Here is a 17,331-nt window from a genome sequence, read left to right on the forward strand (position 1 = left end):
GAGGGTACGAGCTAAGCCTCGTGCACCCAAATTCAGGAGCCGCTTCGCGCCGACCCTCACCCCAACCCCTCTCCCGGCGGGAGAGGGGCTACATAAGAATTCTGACGGACCATCAGCATGCTCAACATTCAAAATCTCCACGCCAGCATCGCCGGCAAAGACATCCTCAAGGGCCTGTCGCTGGATATCCAGCCCGGCCAGGTGCACGCCATCATGGGACCCAACGGCGCCGGCAAGTCCACGCTGGGCAATGTGCTGGCCGGGCGCGATGGCTATGAGGTCGGCGAAGGCAGCGTGCAGTTCGACGGCAAGGACCTGCTCGACCTGCCGCCGGAAGAACGCGCCGCTGCAGGCCTGTTCTTGGCCTTCCAGTACCCGGTGGAAATCCCCGGCGTCAACAACACCTATTTCCTGCGCGCCGCGCTCAATGCGCAGCGCAAGGCGCGCGGCGAAGACGAGCTGGATTCGATGCAGTTCCTTAAGCTGGTTCGGCAGAAACTGGCTGTGCTGCACTTGAAGGACGAGCTACTACACCGCGGCGTCAACGAAGGCTTCTCGGGTGGCGAAAAGAAACGCAACGAAATCTTCCAGCTGGCCGTGCTGGAGCCCAAGTTCGCCATCCTGGACGAGACCGACTCCGGCCTGGATATCGACGCACTCAAGAGCGTGGCCGACGGCGTCAATGCCTTGCGTTCGCCGGAGCGTTCGTTCCTGGTCATCACTCACTACCAGCGCCTGCTCGACTACATCAAGCCGGACGTGGTGCATGTGCTGGCCGAAGGCCGCATCGTGCAGAGTGGCGGCCCGGAGCTGGCGCTGGAGCTGGAAAAGCACGGTTACCACTTCCTGAAGGACCGCGTGGTGCCCGAGGTTGCCGCCTGATGAGCGCGCTGCTTGATTCCCTGGCGCACGGTTTCCGCGGCGATGACAGCCGCCGCGCCGAACTCGATGCTGCCCTGCAGAGCGGCCTGCCCGGCCCGCGTGCCGAGGCCTGGAAATACACCTCGCTGCGGCAGCTGGAGCGGCGCAGCTTCCAGCCCGCGCCGCTGGTGCCGACGCTGATCGACGCCGCCGCGCTGGATGTGATCCCCTCGCCGCGCCTGGTGTTCGTCAACGGGCGGCCGTCGCAGGCGCTGAGCGATCTGTCGACCTTGCCCGATGGCGTGCAGCTGGGCACCTTGTCCGCCTCGCTGGCCGCAGACGGCCAGGCGCAACAGCTGCTCGGCCGACGCTTCGAAGGCAGCGACGAGATCTTCGCCCGTCTCAATGCCGCACTCGCCGATGAAGGCGTGCTGGTGCAGGTGCAGGATGCTGCGCAGATCGCGCTGCCGTTGCATCTGGTCTTCGTCAGCGTGGCCGGCGAACACGACCTCGCCTGGCATCACCGACATCTGATCGAGCTGCGTGCCGGTGCGTCGTTGAACGTGGTCGAACATCACCTGCATATCGGCGATGCGGCGCACCTGGCCAACAGCTTGATGCACGTGCACTTGGCGCAGAACGCGGCGTTGTCGCATGCACGCGTGCAGGCCGACAGCGCGCAGGCGACCTCGTTGCTGCGCACCGATGCCGTGCTCGCGCGCGATGCACGCTACCAGCGCGTGGACCTGGAACTGGGCGCCGGCCTGTCGCGGCACGAGCTCAACGTGCGCCTGGAAGGCAGCAACGCCCGGCTCACCGCCAATGGCGTGCTGCTGGGCAATGGTCGCCGTCATGTCGACACGCGCCTGGGCATCGAACACATCGCCCGCGACACCGCCTGTGAGCTGGTATGGCGCGGCGTGGGTGCCGATCGCAGCCGCGTGGTCTTCCATGGCGGTATCCGCATCCGTCCCGGGGCCGACGGTACCGATGCGCGGCTGTCCAACAAGAACCTGCTGCTCTCGTCAAACGCTGAAATCGATACCCAGCCAGTGCTGGTGATCGATGCCGAAGAAGTCCAGGCCGCGCATGGCGCCACCGTCGGCCAACTCGACGACAACGCCTTGTTCTATCTGCGCTCGCGTGGCTTGCCGCAGGCGCAGGCGCAGCGTTTGCTAAGCGCCGCGTTCTGCCACGAACCGTTGCGGGTACTGCCGGACGCACTGACCGCAGTGCTGGCGCTGCAGCTGGACCGCGCCCTGAATTCGGCGGGCGTGGCATGAACATGCCGGCCGTTCCGCAGCACGCGGCACCCGACTGGAACCGCGTGCGCTCCGATTTCCCGCTACTCATGCGGCAGGTGCATGGCAAGCCGCTGATCTATTTCGACAATGCCAACACCGGGCAAAAGCCGCTCCAGGTGATTGCGGCCACCGACGCGTTCTATCGCCGGCAGAACGCTAATGTCAGCCGCGCAGTGCATGCGCTGGGAACCGAGGCAACCGATGCATTCGAAGGCGCGCGCAGCAAGCTGGCGCGCTTTCTCAACGTGCGCGCCGACGAGCTGGTGCTTTGCAGCGGCACCACGTTCGCGATCAACCTGGTGGCTTACTCGTGGGCACTGCCGCGGCTGGGCCCGGGTGATGTGATACTGATCTCGCGCATGGAGCACCACGCCAACATCGTGCCGTGGCAGCTGGTGGCCCAGCGCACCGGCGCCAGCATCCGCGTGGCCGAGATCACGCCCGACGGCGCGCTGGATCTGGACGCACTGCGCAAGGCGATGACGCCCGAGGTCAAGCTGCTCGCCGTTACGCATGTGTCCAACGTATTGGGCACGGTGAACCCGGTGCGCGAGATCTGCCGCGACGCGCGCAAGCGCGGCATCGTCACCGTAGTGGACGGCTCGCAGGCGGCGCCGCACCGGCGTATCGACGTGGCCGCGATCGGCTGCGATTTCTACGCCATCACCGGCCACAAGATGTGCGGCCCCACCGGTACCGGTGCGCTATGGGCGCGCCGCGAACACCTGCAGGCGATGCCGCCGTTTTTAGGCGGCGGCGAGATGATCAAGGAAGTCAGCTTCGAGGGCACCGTGTTCAACGATGCCCCGCACAAGTTCGAAGCCGGCACGCCCAATATCGCCGGCTTCGTGGGCCTGGGTGCGGCGGTGGACTATCTGGAGACGCTCGGTCTTGCGCATGTGGAAGCCCGCGAGGCGGAACTGCTGGCGCACTTCACCGAGGAGCTGCAGCGCATCGACGGCCTGCGCCTCTTCGGCACCACGCCCGACAAGGCAGCGGTGGTGTCGTTCCTGGTCGAAGGCGCCCACGCGCACGACCTGGCCACCCTGCTCGACCTGGAAGGCGTGGCCATCCGCTCCGGCCAGCATTGTGCGCACCCGCTGCTGCAGTACTACGACGTGGCCGCCACCTGTCGCGCCTCGCTGGCGTTCTACAACACCCATGACGAGATCGAGCGGTTCGTTGCGGCGTTGCTGAAGGTGCGTCGACTACTGGGTTGATTGGAATAGGGAATCGGGAATGGGGAATCGAGAGCGGCTCTACCGAAGACCTGGGACGTTCTATGCATGGAACATGGCTCATCGAGCAGCGCAACGCTTTTCCCGATTCCCGATTCCCGATTCCCGATTCCCGATTCCCGATTCCCGATTCCCGATTCCCGATTCCCGATTCCCGATTCCCGATTCCCGATTCCCGATTCCCGATTCCCGATTCCCGATTCCCGATTCCCGATTCCCGATTCCCGATTCCCGATTCCCGATTCCCGATTCCCGATTCCCGCTAAACTGCCGCACATGCAGACCACCACCTTCCGCACCGCCACCGTCGAAGACATCGACGCCCTTGTCCAGCTGGTGACCTCGGCCTATCGCGGCGACAGCAGCCGTGTCGGCTGGACCACCGAGGCCGATCTCCTCGATGGCGCGCGTATCGATCCGGCCGTGCTGCGCCAGGACATCCTGCGCGAGCGCAGCCTGGTGCTGCTGGTCGAACAGGACGGGCGCCTGCTGGCCTGCGCGCACATCGCCGCCGACGACGACGCTGGCTACTTCGGCATGTTCGCGGTCGAGCCAACGCTGCAGGGCAGCGGGCTGGGCAAGACGTTGCTGGCTTACGCCGAGCGTCTGGTGGCCAGCGAGTGGGAATTGCCGCTGATCCGCATGACCGTGATCGATGTGCGACATGAGCTCATCGCCTTCTACGAACGTCGCGGCTACCGCCGTACCGGCGTGTTCAAACCTTTCCCGTATGGCGACGAACGCTTCGGCATGCCGCTACGCGAGGACCTGCGCTTCGAAGTGCTGGAAAAACAGCTCGGACACACCACGCCATGAGCCAGACCTGGACCTTCGTCTGTGCCAGCGCGGCCCTGTTGCCTGGCGAATTGCAGACCGTCTGGGATGAGGTGACCGACGCACCGATCGTGGTGTTCAATCTGGAGGGCGAGCTCTACGCCCTGGAAGACCGCTGCACCCACGAAGACTACGCGTTGTCGCCCGGCAACTTCGACCCGGTGGCGGGCAGCATCGAATGCCAGCTGCATGGCGCACGCTTCGACATCCGCGATGGCCGCCCGCTGTGCGCCCCTGCCTACACCGCCGTGCCCAGGTTCCCGGTCAAGCGCGAACACGACGGTATCTGGACCCGGGACGATCGCTGAGCAGGTTGCCGGCGCATCCCAGCGCCTGTTGAACCTGTACCCTGCCGCGTCAGCATCTGGGTGCCATCGACGCTGCCTCCCATCTGCGCCGCACACGCCCTGCCCGCTGACAGGATTGCGAAGAAGAATGATTTTCATTTAATATCACACTTTCTTTAGGCCTTCTTCACCCGGCCTTTCAGCGACCCCATGCGCCTGCGTCCACCCGGTCCCGCTCCATCGCCCTGCCTGCGCTTCACGGCGTCCGTCCCTGGCGGCGTGCCTGCGGGACGGCGGCGACGCATCGCCTCAGGCTAGCCAGCGCGTCATCCGTATCGTCCTTCGCTCCGTGCCGCCGCCAGGCCGGACACCGTTTCCTTCTTCGAGACCTCTCATGACTCCCAGGATTTCACCGCTCGCCTCGGCCGTACTGTTGACACTGTCTGCACCTGCACTGGCCCAGCCCGGCGATGCCCCGGCTCCTCCCGGCGCGGTGGACCTGGATGCGATCCGGGTACAGCAGGAGCGCGCACAGAAGCCGTCTTCGCCCAAGTACACCGAGGCGCTGCGCGACACCCCGCAGACGATTACCGTGGTCACCAAGCAGACCATGGACCAGCAGAACCTGCTGTCCCTGCGCGATGTGCTCAGCACCCTGCCCGGCATCACCTTCGGTGCCGGCGAAGGCGGCGGCGGGTATGGCGACAACATCAACCTGCGCGGCTTCACCGCCAGCAGCGACATCACCACCGATGGCGTACGCGACAGCGCGCAATACAGCCGCAGCGACACCTTCAACCTGGAGGCGGTGGAACTCATCAACGGCGCCAATTCAGCCATGTCCGGCGCCGGTTCGGTGGGCGGCAACATCAACCTGGTGACCAAGACCGCCGGCCAGGGCGATTTCACCAACGTGCTGATCGGTGGCGGCAGCGACCGCTATGGCCGCCTCGCCGTCGACAGCAACTACGACTTCGACAATGGCACTGCGGTGCGCCTGAATGCCATGGGCCACACCCAGGACGTGCCCGGCCGCAACGAGGAATTCCGTCATCGCTGGGGCTTTGCGCCATCGGTGGCGTTCGGCCTGGGCTCGGACACGCGTTTCACCCTGAGCTATCTGCACCAGCACGACAACAACCTGCCGCAGTACGGCGTGCCGTTCGCACTCAGCCCGTTCAACGATGGCCCGCTGCCGGGCGTGGATGCGGAAACCTATTTCGGCTACCGCAACACCTCGCGCCAGGAAATCGACGTGGACATGCTGACCGGCGTGCTGGACATGGACTTCGGCGACACCGTCAAGCTGCGTAGCCTGGCGCGTCTGCAGCGGGTGGATCAGTCGCTCAATGCCACCGCGCTGCAGGGCACCTGGTGCCTGCCCAACGGCACCGACCCCTACACCGGGCGCGCCTGCGTCGGCCAGCCGCCGGCCACCTGGAATCCCAGCAGCGGCCCGCGCGGGCTGGTGCGCAATACCGAGAACTTCATCGCCCACAGCCAGACCGACCTGACCGCCACGCTGCAGACCGGCGCCATCGAACACCGCCTGGTCGCCGGCGTGGCGATCAGCAAGGAAGATTTCGAGCTGGACAGCGGCACCACCTTCCGCAATGCCGACGGCTCCGCCACCGGCATCACCTTCCCGCTGCAGTCCTTCGACAACCCGTACAACATCTGGACCGGCCCGCAGAACTTCGTCCGCACCGGCCACAGCAAAGGCAGCCTGACCAATCAGGCCATCTATCTGTTCGACACGCTGCAGTTCAACGAGCAGTGGCTGCTCAATGTCGGCGGCCGCTACGAACACAACGAAGGTGCCAGCACCACGTACAACGTCAATGCGGCCGGCAACATCACCGGGGTTGCCGCCGGCTTCCCGGCCGACAGCGACGAGGAGCTGTTCTCCTACCGCGCCGGTCTGGTGTTCAAGCCTGCGGACAACGCCAGCGTGTATCTGTCGTATGCCAACAGCAAGACCCCGTCCAAGGCCTCGGTCAACGGCTCATGCACGCCGATCGCCACCGCCACTGTCGGCGCCAACTGCAACGTCGCGCCGGAAACGGCGGTCAACATCGAACTGGGCGGCAAGTGGGACGTACTGGATGAGCGCCTGGCGCTGACGGCGGCAGTGTTCCGCAACGAGCGCGAAAACTTCAAGGTCAACAGCGGCGACCCGTTGATTCCCGAGCAGGTGTTGGACGGCAAGGCGCGCGTGGACGGCATCGCGCTGGGCGCGGCCGGCTATCTGACCGACCGTTGGTCGATCTTCGCCAACTACACCTTCCTGGACAGCGAAGTGCTGCGAAGCGTGTCCAACCGCACCGCCAGCCTCACCGGCGACCCGGTGGCCGGACGCGACCTGGTGCAGACACCGCGCAATGCTGGCAATGTCTGGACCACCTACACGCTTGACCGCTGGACCTTCGGCTACGGCATCACCTACCAGGGCGGCTTCTACGCGAACAATGCCTCGGCCGCGGCCTACCGCAAGACCGACGATTACTGGGTGCACCGCGCCATGCTCGGCCTGCGCGTCAACGACTGGCTCAGCCTGCAGTTGAACGTCAACAACCTGCTCGACAAGGAGTACTACACCAGCGTGCGCAACAACCTCACCGTCAACGCCGCAGGCACCGTCACCGCCGGCAACGGCTGGGCGTTGCCGGGCGAGGGCCGCTCGGCGGTATTGAACGCCACCTTCAGCTTCTGACCTTGCGAAGCGCCATCCGCCCCGCGCGGATGGCGTGGAGACCACCGCATGCTGTTGCCCATTCCCGATGTCCTGGATACCGCGCAACTGGGCGCCCTGCGCGCACGGCTGGACGCGGCCGATTGGGCCGATGGCCGCATCACCGCCGGCCACCAGTCGGCCCAGGCCAAGGACAACGCGCAGTTGCCCGAAGGCAGCGCCATCGCGCGCGAGGCCAGCGCGCTGGTGCTGGAAGCGCTGTCACGCAGCAGCACCTTCTTCTCTGCGGTGCTGCCACGCCGGATCTATCCGCCGCTATTCAATCGCTACAGCGGCGGGCAGTCGTTCGGGTATCACGTAGACAACGCGGTGCGCTACGACCGCAGCCATGGCGGCGCCGAGCCGATGCGCACCGATGTCTCCGGCACGCTGTTTCTCAGCGAGCCGGGCAGCTACGACGGTGGCGAACTGGTGATCGAAGACACCTACGGCACGCAGTCGGTCAAGCTGCCGGCCGGGCATCTGGTGATCTATCCCGGCACCAGCCTGCACAAGGTCAATCCGGTCACCCGCGGCACGCGCCTGGCGGCGTTCTTCTGGACCCAGAGCATGCTGCGCGACGCAGCGCAGCGCCGGCTGCTGTTTGAACTGGATGTTTCGATTCGGCGGCTGACGCAAGACACGCCCGGCCATCCGGCGCTGATCCAGCTCACCGGCGTGTATCACAACCTGCTGCGGCAATGGGCCGATGTCTGAGCCCGTGTTGGACCCGGCACAGCCCGAGCAGGCCATTGCATCGCTGCGCAAGGCCGCCGCCGGCCAGGACAGCGACGCACAGCTCCTGCTGGCGCAACTGTATGCCGAAGGGCGCGGCATCGCGCGCGATCCGGCTGCGGCGATGCTGTGGTACGAAGTGGCGGCCAATGCCGGGCATCCGCAGGCCATGAACCAACTCGGCCGCTGCCACGAACTGGGCTTCGGCACCCCGGTCAACGACGACTTGGCCGCGCTATGGTATCGCCGCGCCGCCGACCATGGCCTGGACTGGGGCATGTACAACCTGGCGCATCTGTACGCCTCCGGGCGCTCGGTCGCGCAGGACCAGGCGCAGGCGCTGGCGCTGTATCGCCAGGCCGCCGAACGCGGGCATGCCAAGTCGATGAACTTCCTGGCGCGCTATCTCGACCAGGGCCTGGCCTGCACTGCCGACCCACATGCCGCGCGCGACTGGTATCGCCGGTCTGCCGAGGCCGGCGACTTCCGCGGCCAGGCCAGCTACGCCACCTTGCTGGCCGATGCGGGCGCGCTCGATCAAGCCGAGCAGTGGATGCGCCGCGCCATCGCCGGTGGGCATGCCGGCTTCCTGCATCAACTCACCGCGCTGCTCGGCAATGCGCCGCAGCCGCGCCTGCGCGCATTGCTCGGCGAAGTGGCTGCGCGGCAAGCGCAACTGCAAGCACCAGCCGCCACAGACCCGGCCTGAGCACGGCATGTCGCCCTCCAACGCCACCACCGCCAGTGCCCAACAACGCCGTGGATTCTGGCTGCGCATGCTGCACCAATGGCACTGGATCAGCTCGGCGCTGTGCCTGATCGGCATGCTGCTGTTTACGATCACCGGGCTGACCTTGAATCACGCCGCACGCATCGAAGCCAGCCCATCGACGCAACAGCGCACGCTCACCCTGCCGCCCGCGTTGCTCAAGACCCTGGGCGAACGCCAGCAAGGCGATGCGCCGCTGCCACCCCGCGTGGCGCAGTGGCTTGGGCGCGAACTGGATATCGGCATCGGCGCGCACAACGGCGAGTGGTCGCCCGACGAGGTGTATGTGGCGCTGCCGCGGCCCGGCGGCGACGCCTGGCTGAGCCTGGACCGCGCCACTGGCGCGGTCGACTATGAGCGCACCTCGCGCGGCTGGGTCGCCTACGTCAACGACCTGCACAAGGGCCGCAATACCGGGCCGGCCTGGGGCTGGTTCATCGACGTGTTCGCCATCGCCTGCCTGGTGTTCTGCATCACCGGCCTGTTCCTGCTGCACCTGCATGCGCGCCAGCGCCGCATGACCTGGCCGCTGGTCGGCCTGGGCCTGCTGATCCCGCTGCTGCTTGCCCTGTTGTTGATCCACTGACCCTTTCCTCGGAGACGACCATGCGCGCCACCCTGACCATCGCCCTGAGCGGCCTGCTCGCCATGCCGGCGTATGCGGCCACGCTCGACATCAACGTCGAAATCCCCAAGCTCAACGTCGCCGAATACCACCGTCCGTACGTGGCGATCTGGCTGGAAGGCGCGAACCAGAAGGTCGCCGCCAACCTGGCGGTCTGGTATCAATCCAAGGACACCGCCGAGGGCCACGGCACCAAGTGGTTGCCGGACCTGCGTCAGTGGTGGCGCAAGAGTGGCCGCACGCTGGACGTGCCGGTCGATGGCGTCACCGGCCCGACCCGCCCGGCTGGCGCGCATGCGCTCTCTTTCAACGACACCAAGGGCGCATTGAAGTCGCTGCCGGCCGGCCAGTACACGCTGGTAGTGGAGGCCGCGCGCGAGGTCGGCGGCCGCGAACTGGTCAAAGTGCCCTTCACCTGGCCGGCAACGGCGGCGCAGAGCGCCAAAGCCAGCGGCAGCAGCGAACTGGGTGCGATCAGCCTCACTGCCAAGCCTTGATGCAGGGCGTCGGCATGGGGCGCAGGCCGCTGTCCTCAGTCTCCGGCCGACCCAAGCCGCCGTCGCCCAACCGTATCGTCGCTTGCAGGTTTTATCTCCACGCCTCCGCCCAGCGCAGCGACTTGCGCTGACCAGACACGCGACCCACCGTCTTCCATGCCCTCAAGGAGTTGTCATGCAACGCTCTCTCGTCCTGACCGCCCTGCTCGCCGCACTGCCGGCTACCGCGCTTGCGCACAAGGCCTGGCTGCTGCCCTCGCAGACCGTCATTGCCGGCGAAGCGCCGTGGATCACCGTCGATGCGGCGGTCTCCAACGACCTGTTCTATTTCAACCATGTGCCGCTGCGGCTGGATAACCTGAGCATCACCGCGCCCGACGGCAGCGCGCTCAAGCCGGACAACCCGGCCACCGGCAAGTACCGCAGCGTGTTCGACCTGCAGCTCACCCAGCCCGGCACCTACAAGCTCAGCATCGTCAATGCCGGCCTGTTTGCCAGCTGGAAGGAAGACGGCAAGCCCAAGCGCTGGCGCGGCAACGAAGCCAGCTTCGCCACCGAGGTGCCGAAGAAAGCACAGGACCTGCAGGTTTCGCAGTCGCTCAGCCGCGTGGAAACCTTCGTCACCCGTGGCGCGCCGACCACCACCGCGTTCAAACCCAGCGGCAAGGGCATCGAGCTGGTGCCGATCACCCATCCCAACGACCTGGTCGCCGGCGAAGCGGCGCACTTCACCCTGCAACTGGATGGCAAGCCGGCCGCCGGGCTGGAGATCGAGATCGTGCGCGGCGGCACCCGTTATCGCGATGCGCAGAACGAGATCAAGCTCAAAACCGATGCCAAGGGCGGCTTCAGCGTGACCTGGCCGGAACCCGGCATGTACTGGCTGGAAACCAGCAGCGAAGACAGCAAGACCTCGCTGCCGCAGGCCAAGCAGCGTCGCCTGGGCTATGTAGCAACACTGGAAGTACTGCCGCAGTAAGAGTGACCAACCAAGCTGCTGCGCATCCGCCAGGCGGGCGCGGCCGGTGCCCGGAAGCGGCATGGATCCTGCGTCCACGCCGATTACGCGTGCGCCGTCCACATCCACCTGACGACTGCTCGCTACGGTTTATCCGCCACTCCTTCCAACGGGCACCACCGCTTGCGTGCGATGGCGATGCCGCAGCGGACGCTCTGCAGTGCCCGCTGCCGTGGCCAGTTGCCTCGATGAGGCCGGGTCTGCGTTCGTCGGGCGGTGGCGGTGAACGCGGCAATCGTCTGCAAGCGGATGCAACCGGCCGCCCCGCGCGTCACCATGGCGTTCCTGCCCCATTGCCCACCGGTCCACGCATGACTTCAACCGCTTCCGCAAACGCCACGCTGGCTACCCTGGGCGGCCGCAGCATGGGCACCACCTGGAGCGTCAAACTGGTGGTGCCGCCCGCACGCGACCTGCATCCGCTGCATGCCGGCATCCAGGCGGCGCTCGACCGCGTGGTCGCGCAGATGAGCACCTGGGAAGCGGGCTCGGACATCAGCCGCTATAACGCTGCGCCAGCCGGCCACTGGCAGGCCCTGCCCGAGGAGTTCCACACCGTCCTGCAGACCGCCTTGCAAATCGCACAGGCCAGCGGAGGGGCGTTCGACCCCACCGTTGGGCCGATGGTCGAGCTGTGGGGGTTCGGTGCCGCCCCCGGCCGGCACCAGGTGCCCTCTTCCGAACAGATCGCACTGGCCAGCCTGCGTTGTGGATGGCAGCGCGTGGAGCTGGTGCGCGGGCGCGTGCTGCAAGCGGGAGCGGTAGCGCTGGATCTGTCTGCCATTGCCAAGGGCTACGGCGTGGATTGCGTCCACCACACCTTGCTGCAGGCTGGCGTCGCCAGCGCCTTGATCGAGGTCGGCGGCGAGCTGTTCGGCTATGGACGCAAACCCGATGGCAGCGCCTGGCACGTGCTGGTCGAATCGGCGGCCGACGAAGACGCCGGTGCGGCGTTGCCGGCGCGCGTGCTGGTGCTGGACGGGTTGGCGGTGGCCACTTCGGGCGACCGCTGGCACCGCTTCGATGCCGGCGGCACGCGCTACGCGCACACCATCGATCCGCGCACCGGTGCGCCGGTGCCGCATGCCCCGGCGGCGGTGACGGTACTGGCCGCCGACGCCATGCATGCCGACGCCTGGGCCACCGCAATGACCGTCCTCGGCCCCGAGGCCGGGCTTGCACACGCCCGCATCGCCGAGCTGGCAGTGCGCTTCCTGGCGCGTCAGGGCGGTGCACTGCACGAATCCATGAGCCCTGCCTTCGAACGTCACCTGGCCGACGCATGACCAGCCCAGCTCCACGGCTCTGGCTGGGCAATGGCGTACTGCTGCTGGCCTTGGCCGCACTTGCCGGCTGGCTGGGCAGCCTGCACGCCGGCACCTGGTGGAGTGCGCCGGCACCAGCGCGCTGGCAGTGGGCCGGTGCCGCAGTGGCCCTGTACGCGGTGCTCTGCGGCGTGGCCTGGGCGCATCATCGCAGGCAGCACAGCGCCAACGCTGACGACTGCGGCGTCCTGATCGTCTGGGCGAGCCAGACCGGATTCGCCCGCGAACTGGCCGAGCGCTGTGAAGCCGCCCTGCAAGGTGCAGGCGTCGCTGCCTGTGCACTGCCGCTGGAGGAAGTGGATGCCGATCGACTCGCGCGCGTGCCGCAGTTGCTGTGCATCCTCAGCACCAGCGGCGAAGGCGATGCGCCCGACCACGCGCAGGCCGTGGAGCGCGACTGGCTGGCCCGCGACAGCCAGGACCTGGCCGCCGTACGGTACGCAGTGCTGGCACTGGGCGATCGTCGCTACACGCAGTTCTGCGCCTTCGGCCGACGCATCGACAGCTGGCTGCAGGCACGCGGCGCCAGCGCGCTGTTCGAGCGCATCGATGTGGACAACGCCGATCCACGCGCGTTGCAGCGATGGCAGGACCACCTGACCGTGCTGGCACCGGCACTCGCCTCGCAGGCGACGTGCAGCGTGCCGAGCGTCGGCACCTGGCGACTTCGCGAACGCCGTCACGTCAACCCGGGCAGCGCCGGGGCGCCCATCCAGCGGCTTCGGCTCACCCCCCACGATGGCCCGCTGCCGCAGTGGACTGCAGGCGATATCGCCGAGATCGTCCCGCAAAATCCGCCAGACCTGGTGGAGGCCTGGCTACGCCGGCACCAGCTGGACGGGGCACGCCTGATCGACGATCGCGCGTTGCGCGACTGGCTGGCCAGCGCACGACTCCCCGCCGACGGCGATGTGGCCAGCGGCGAGGCCGTCGCCAGCACCATCGACGCGCATGCGCTGGTCCGCAGCCTGGTGGCGCTACCGCATCGCGACTACTCGCTGGCGTCGATTCCGCAGCAGGGCCATGTCGAACTGCTGGTTCGCGAACACCGGCATGCCGATGGTGGGCTTGGCCTGGGCAGCGGCTGGCTCTGCACACATGCGCCATTGCATGCGCCGATCGCGCTGCGCATCCGCCGCAATCCCGGCTTCCATCCGCCGACACCGGATCGGCCGATGGTGCTGATCGGCAACGGCACCGGCATTGCCGGCCTGCGCGCACATCTGTGCGCACGCATTGCCGCCGGTGCGCACGACAACTGGCTGGTGTTTGGCGAACGCAACGCCGCGCACGACGCGCTGTACGCCGACGAACTGAGGCAATGGCAGCAGGACGGCCATATCGCGCGGCTGGACCTGGTGTACTCGCGCGACAGGGATCCAGCGCTACGCTACGTGCAACACGCGCTGGCCGCGGCCGCCGACACCCTGCGGCGCTGGATCGACCGAGGCGCCTGCCTCTATCTGTGCGGCAGCCTGCGCGGCATGGCTCCGGAGGTGGACAGGACGCTGGACCGCATTCTGGGCCCCGATGTCAGGCTGCAACTGCTGCGCAGCGGCCGGTATCGCCGCGATGTGTACTGAGCGCGGCTGAGGGCGCGTAGCGAACCGTCGTCGGGTGGGTGTGGACGGTGCGCTCAGAACCGGAGTATACGAGTGATACATGCCGATGCCGGGCACCGGCCACGCCCGCCTGACCACCGCACACAGGCAACGATAAAGGCAACCCATGCGACCGAGGCCGGCCTACGCCGGCAATGTTCCCGGATGCATCGGCGTTGTCTTGCCGCAGCGAGGTGCCGCCGGTAGCTCAGGCGAGCTGGCTCACCCGTATCGCCAGCAGCTCGCCGCCGCCATCGAGCAGGTATCGGGTGCGCGTGGATGCGCTCAGCCAGGCCGTGTCTCCGGCAGCCAGCGGCGGCAGCCCGCTATCGCGTCCGAAGCTGGCCTGCCCGGCTAGCAGATGGATGGCCCAGGCACTGTCCCGATCTGCAAAGAACATCATGCTGCCGACCAACGGCCGGTGCAGGAGCTCGGCCCGCAGCAGGTCGCGCCGCCACATCAGGTTGAAATCCTGTGTCGGGCCATCCAGCAGCGTGGCGCGCACCGTGTCTTCCCCGGCAAAACGCACCCGCTGATACGGCGGCAGCAATTCGACCCGGCGATCGCTGCCTGCTGCGCAAGCCGGCGCCGGGATGGCATGGCCAGCCGGATCCAGTGGGGCGCCGTCTTGCAGGCCGCCACCCTCACTGCCGGCAGCAGCGCCGAAGTCCAGGCGCATTCCGTTGCCCCGCAGCAGCACCAGTTCACGATCGACGTCCGGGAATGCGGAAAACGCGGCGTTCTGCTCGATCTCGGCGATCGACAGGCGCAACGCCCAGCGTTGCGCGTCGCCGAGTCGCAGGATTTCGCGGGTCCAACCCAATCGATTGCGCCAGCGCTCGCGGTGATATTCGATGGCCGGAATCACCCGGCTGCTCAGGTCTGTCAGCTGCATCGACACATTGTGCCTCAGCCGCAGCGCGCCACGCCGACATGCTGGCGTGCTGGCGTTGCGTCATCAGGGGCAGCCACTGCGTCACTGCCCGATGCATCAGGTCTCATCGCCACGGCATGCGACCCGTGGACACCGCTGTGCGGCGCATGCCGCGCCGGGCACGCTGCCACGCGACAGCAACAAGCGACAAGCGACAGTAACGTGCGCCAGGCGGCGCGAGGGGTGCATCGCTCGCCGCACGCAGTCGCGTCCGCTCGGATTCGGCCGAGCCAGGCCAGAGCAAGCCCGGCACCGCGCCTGCCAGACGCGCATGCCACAAACGAAAAACGCCCGGCTGCACGTCCAAGTGCAACACCGGGCGATTCCACGTCCTTGTCGGCTTCCAGCCATCCCCCGGACATCCTGTCCAGTTAGGTTGCGGCCACGCATCCTCGCGTCGAACCGTATCCCGGATCCGTTCCCCTCAACGCCGTCCCACCGGTTTCACCGCCGCCCCCTTGGCAGCCTTCTTGGCGGGCGCCATCGTGGCCCCCACTTCGATCAGGTCGCGATTCCGTTCGACCGTCTTGAGTCCGATGCCCTTGACCAGCGCCAGTTCCTCGGCGCTTTTGAAGGGACCGTTTGCCTGACGGTGCTCGACGATCGCCTCGGCTTTTGATCGCCCGACGTTCAGCAGCACCTTGTCCAATTCCTCAGCAGACGCGGTATTGATGTCCACCCTCTCCAGCGCGTACGCATTCGAGGACAGCAGCAATGCCAGCAGCAGGGACTTCAGGACTACGGTAAATGACTTCATTGCAACGCTCCTTGTGGCTTGGGTGATGGTTCCTGGCCGGCATTCTTGCCAGCGGAGCCAGTGTCCCGCGCCACATGCAGCCATCCTATCGCCGGCCGACTCTCCGAACAGCCGGTGAACTGCGCGCCGCCTTGTAGGAAAATTCCTACCCAGACGGCGGGCGTAGAATGTGCCATCACGTCTGCATTCGGAGCCTTCATGGACAGCGCCAAGATCGACCAGTTCGTCAGTGACACCTGGGACCGCGAAATCGTCCCGCAGCTGGTCGATTACATCCGTATCCCCAACAAGTCGCCAATGTTCGACGCCGACTGGGTGGCCAACGGCTACATGGAGCAGGCCGTGGGCCTGATGGAACGCTGGGCGCGCGCGCAGGCGATCGACGGCATGCAGGTCGAGGTGGTGCGCCTGCAAGGCCGCACGCCGTTGATCTTCATCGAGATTCCGGCCACTGGCACCGAGTCCGGCGACGACACCGTGCTGCTCTACGGCCACCTGGACAAGCAACCGGAAATGACCGGCTGGGATGCCGACCTTGGCCCCTGGGAGCCGGTGTTGCGCGAGGACAGGTTGTACGGCCGCGGTGGCGCCGACGACGGCTACGCGATCTTCGGGTCGCTGGCGGCGATCCTGGCGCTGCGTACCCAGGGCCTGCCGCATGCGCGCTGCGTGGTGCTGATCGAGGCCTGCGAAGAGTCCGGCAGCTACGATCTGCCCGCCTATGTGGATCATCTGGCCCAGCGCATCGGCAAGCCGTCGCTGGTGGTCTGCCTGGATTCGGGTTGCGGCAACTATGAGCAGCTGTGGTGCACCACCTCCTTGCGCGGCCTGACCGGCGGCAACCTCAGCGTGAAGGTGCTGGAGGAAGGCGTGCATTCCGGCGATGCCTCCGGCGTGGTGCCGTCCAGTTTCCGCCTGCTGCGCCAGCTGCTGTCGCGCATCGAAGACGCAACCACCGGCCGCATCCTGCTGGACGGCCTGCATGTGGAAGTGCCCGCTGAGCGGCTGACCCAGGCCAGGGCCGCTGCGGCCACGCTGGATACCGCGATCTTCGACAAGTTCCCGATGGTCGATGGCCTGGCGCCGATGCACGAGGATCTGACCGAGCTGGTGTTGAACCGGACCTGGCGCCCGGCGCTGTCGGTCACCGGGGTGGACGGCATGCCGCCGCTGGCCTCGGCCGGCAACGTGCTGCGCCCGCATACCGCGGTGAAGCTCTCGCTGCGGTTGCCGCCGACCGCCGACGGCAAGGCCTGTGGCGAACTGCTCAAGGCCGCCCTGCTGCGCGACCCGCCCAATGGCGCGCAGGTGAGCCTGGAGCTGGAAAAAGCCTCCTCCGGGTGGAATGCGCCGGAGATGGCGCCGTGGCTGGCTAAAGCCATCGACGATGCCAGCCAGGTGTTCTTCGCCAAGCCGGCGATGTACATGGGCGAAGGCGGCTCGATCCCGTTCATGGGCATGCTCGGCGAGAAGTTCCCGGGCGCGCAATTCATGATTACCGGCGTGCTGGGGCCGCATTCCAATGCACATGGGCCGAACGAGTTCCTGCACATCCCGATGGGCAAGCGGGTGACGGCCTGCGTGTCGAAGGTGATCGCCGAACATCACGCCGCCTGCCTGCGTGGGGAAACCAGCGGCTCGCCGGTGGCTGCCGATAGCGGCACCCGGCATGGTGGGCACGGCTGCTGCTGAGTCCTGGGATTGGCCCTTGCATGCGGTTGGGTGACAAGGTCATCGGACGGGCGGCGGTGTTCGGGGTCTGGGTGAGAGGCTGTCGATTGGGATTGCCTGATGATCCTCTCCTCGCCCCAACCC

The 17,331-nt window shown here is 66.9% G+C and carries 16 protein-coding genes and 2 other RNA genes; 15 read left to right on the top strand and 3 right to left on the bottom strand.

What is annotated here, in order from left to right:
* Positions 1-117: 117 nt before the first annotated feature.
* From sufC to ACCQ13_RS13065, 14 genes are all read left to right on the top strand, one after another.
* Entirely contained in the window at positions 118-882 is a 765-nt protein-coding gene (gene sufC / locus ACCQ13_RS13000) for a Fe-S cluster assembly ATPase SufC (protein WP_104603995.1), read from the top strand.
* On the top strand, positions 882-2,144 hold the full coding sequence (gene sufD / locus ACCQ13_RS13005; protein WP_104603994.1) for a Fe-S cluster assembly protein SufD: 1,263 nt from the start codon (positions 882-884) through the stop codon (positions 2,142-2,144). Before sufC ends, sufD begins: the two co-directional genes overlap by 1 nt.
* The gene (locus ACCQ13_RS13010; RefSeq protein WP_104603993.1) at positions 2,141-3,385 is read left to right on the top strand and encodes a cysteine desulfurase; all 1,245 of its coding nucleotides are present in this window, start codon (positions 2,141-2,143) and stop codon (positions 3,383-3,385) included. The genes sufD and ACCQ13_RS13010 overlap by 4 nt, the downstream gene beginning before the upstream one ends.
* Positions 3,386-3,679: 294 nt before the next feature.
* Positions 3,680-4,219, top strand: a complete 540-nt coding sequence (locus ACCQ13_RS13015; protein ID WP_104603992.1) for a GNAT family N-acetyltransferase — start codon at positions 3,680-3,682, stop codon at positions 4,217-4,219.
* Complete coding sequence (locus ACCQ13_RS13020) at positions 4,216-4,545, top strand: non-heme iron oxygenase ferredoxin subunit (RefSeq protein ID WP_104603991.1); 330 nt, start codon at positions 4,216-4,218, stop codon at positions 4,543-4,545. The genes ACCQ13_RS13015 and ACCQ13_RS13020 overlap by 4 nt, the downstream gene beginning before the upstream one ends.
* Positions 4,546-4,918: 373 nt before the next feature.
* Complete coding sequence (locus ACCQ13_RS13025) at positions 4,919-7,237, top strand: TonB-dependent receptor (RefSeq protein ID WP_159407311.1); 2,319 nt, start codon at positions 4,919-4,921, stop codon at positions 7,235-7,237.
* Positions 7,238-7,285: 48 nt separating this feature from the next.
* Entirely contained in the window at positions 7,286-7,972 is a 687-nt protein-coding gene (locus ACCQ13_RS13030) for a Fe2+-dependent dioxygenase (protein ID WP_159407312.1), read from the top strand.
* Positions 7,965-8,699, top strand: a complete 735-nt coding sequence (locus ACCQ13_RS13035) for a tetratricopeptide repeat protein (RefSeq protein WP_159407313.1) — start codon at positions 7,965-7,967, stop codon at positions 8,697-8,699. Before ACCQ13_RS13030 ends, ACCQ13_RS13035 begins: the two co-directional genes overlap by 8 nt.
* A 7-nt stretch (positions 8,700-8,706) precedes the next feature.
* Entirely contained in the window at positions 8,707-9,345 is a 639-nt protein-coding gene (locus ACCQ13_RS13040; protein WP_104603987.1) for a PepSY-associated TM helix domain-containing protein, read from the top strand.
* Between the two features lie 20 nt (positions 9,346-9,365).
* Positions 9,366-9,881: a DUF2271 domain-containing protein gene (locus ACCQ13_RS13045; RefSeq protein ID WP_159407314.1), complete on the top strand. Its 516-nt coding sequence runs from the start codon at positions 9,366-9,368 to the stop codon at positions 9,879-9,881.
* A gap of 175 nt (positions 9,882-10,056) precedes the next feature.
* A complete protein-coding gene (locus tag ACCQ13_RS13050) occupies positions 10,057-10,860 on the top strand; it encodes a DUF4198 domain-containing protein (protein ID WP_104603985.1) in 804 nt (267 codons plus the stop codon).
* A gap of 61 nt (positions 10,861-10,921) precedes the next feature.
* Positions 10,922-10,998: non-coding RNA, sX9 sRNA (locus tag ACCQ13_RS13055), on the top strand.
* A gap of 212 nt (positions 10,999-11,210) precedes the next feature.
* On the top strand, positions 11,211-12,185 hold the full coding sequence (locus ACCQ13_RS13060) for an FAD:protein FMN transferase (RefSeq protein ID WP_104603984.1): 975 nt from the start codon (positions 11,211-11,213) through the stop codon (positions 12,183-12,185).
* Complete coding sequence (locus tag ACCQ13_RS13065; RefSeq protein WP_104603983.1) at positions 12,182-13,807, top strand: sulfite reductase subunit alpha; 1,626 nt, start codon at positions 12,182-12,184, stop codon at positions 13,805-13,807. The genes ACCQ13_RS13060 and ACCQ13_RS13065 overlap by 4 nt, the downstream gene beginning before the upstream one ends.
* 4 nt (positions 13,808-13,811) lie before the next feature.
* On the opposite strand, the gene ACCQ13_RS13070 is transcribed toward ACCQ13_RS13065, so the two are convergent.
* The 3 genes from ACCQ13_RS13070 to ACCQ13_RS13080 form a co-directional block, all read right to left on the bottom strand.
* Positions 13,812-13,888, bottom strand: a non-coding RNA gene (locus tag ACCQ13_RS13070) — sX9 sRNA.
* 145 nt (positions 13,889-14,033) lie between these two features.
* Complete coding sequence (locus ACCQ13_RS13075) at positions 14,034-14,720, bottom strand: HutD/Ves family protein (protein ID WP_104603982.1); 687 nt, start codon at positions 14,718-14,720, stop codon at positions 14,034-14,036.
* Between the two features lie 463 nt (positions 14,721-15,183).
* Positions 15,184-15,516 (bottom strand): ComEA family DNA-binding protein, encoded by a 333-nt coding sequence (locus ACCQ13_RS13080; RefSeq protein WP_104603981.1) that lies wholly within the window; start codon positions 15,514-15,516, stop codon positions 15,184-15,186.
* Between the two features lie 198 nt (positions 15,517-15,714).
* Between ACCQ13_RS13080 and ACCQ13_RS13085 the strand changes: the two genes are divergently transcribed.
* Positions 15,715-17,208 (top strand): M20 family metallopeptidase, encoded by a 1,494-nt coding sequence (locus ACCQ13_RS13085; RefSeq protein ID WP_159407317.1) that lies wholly within the window; start codon positions 15,715-15,717, stop codon positions 17,206-17,208.
* Positions 17,209-17,331: the final 123 nt, after the last annotated feature.

The organism is Xanthomonas sp. NCPPB 1638, from assembly GCF_041475635.2.
Classification (GTDB): Bacteria; Pseudomonadota; Gammaproteobacteria; order Xanthomonadales; family Xanthomonadaceae; genus Xanthomonas; species Xanthomonas cucurbitae.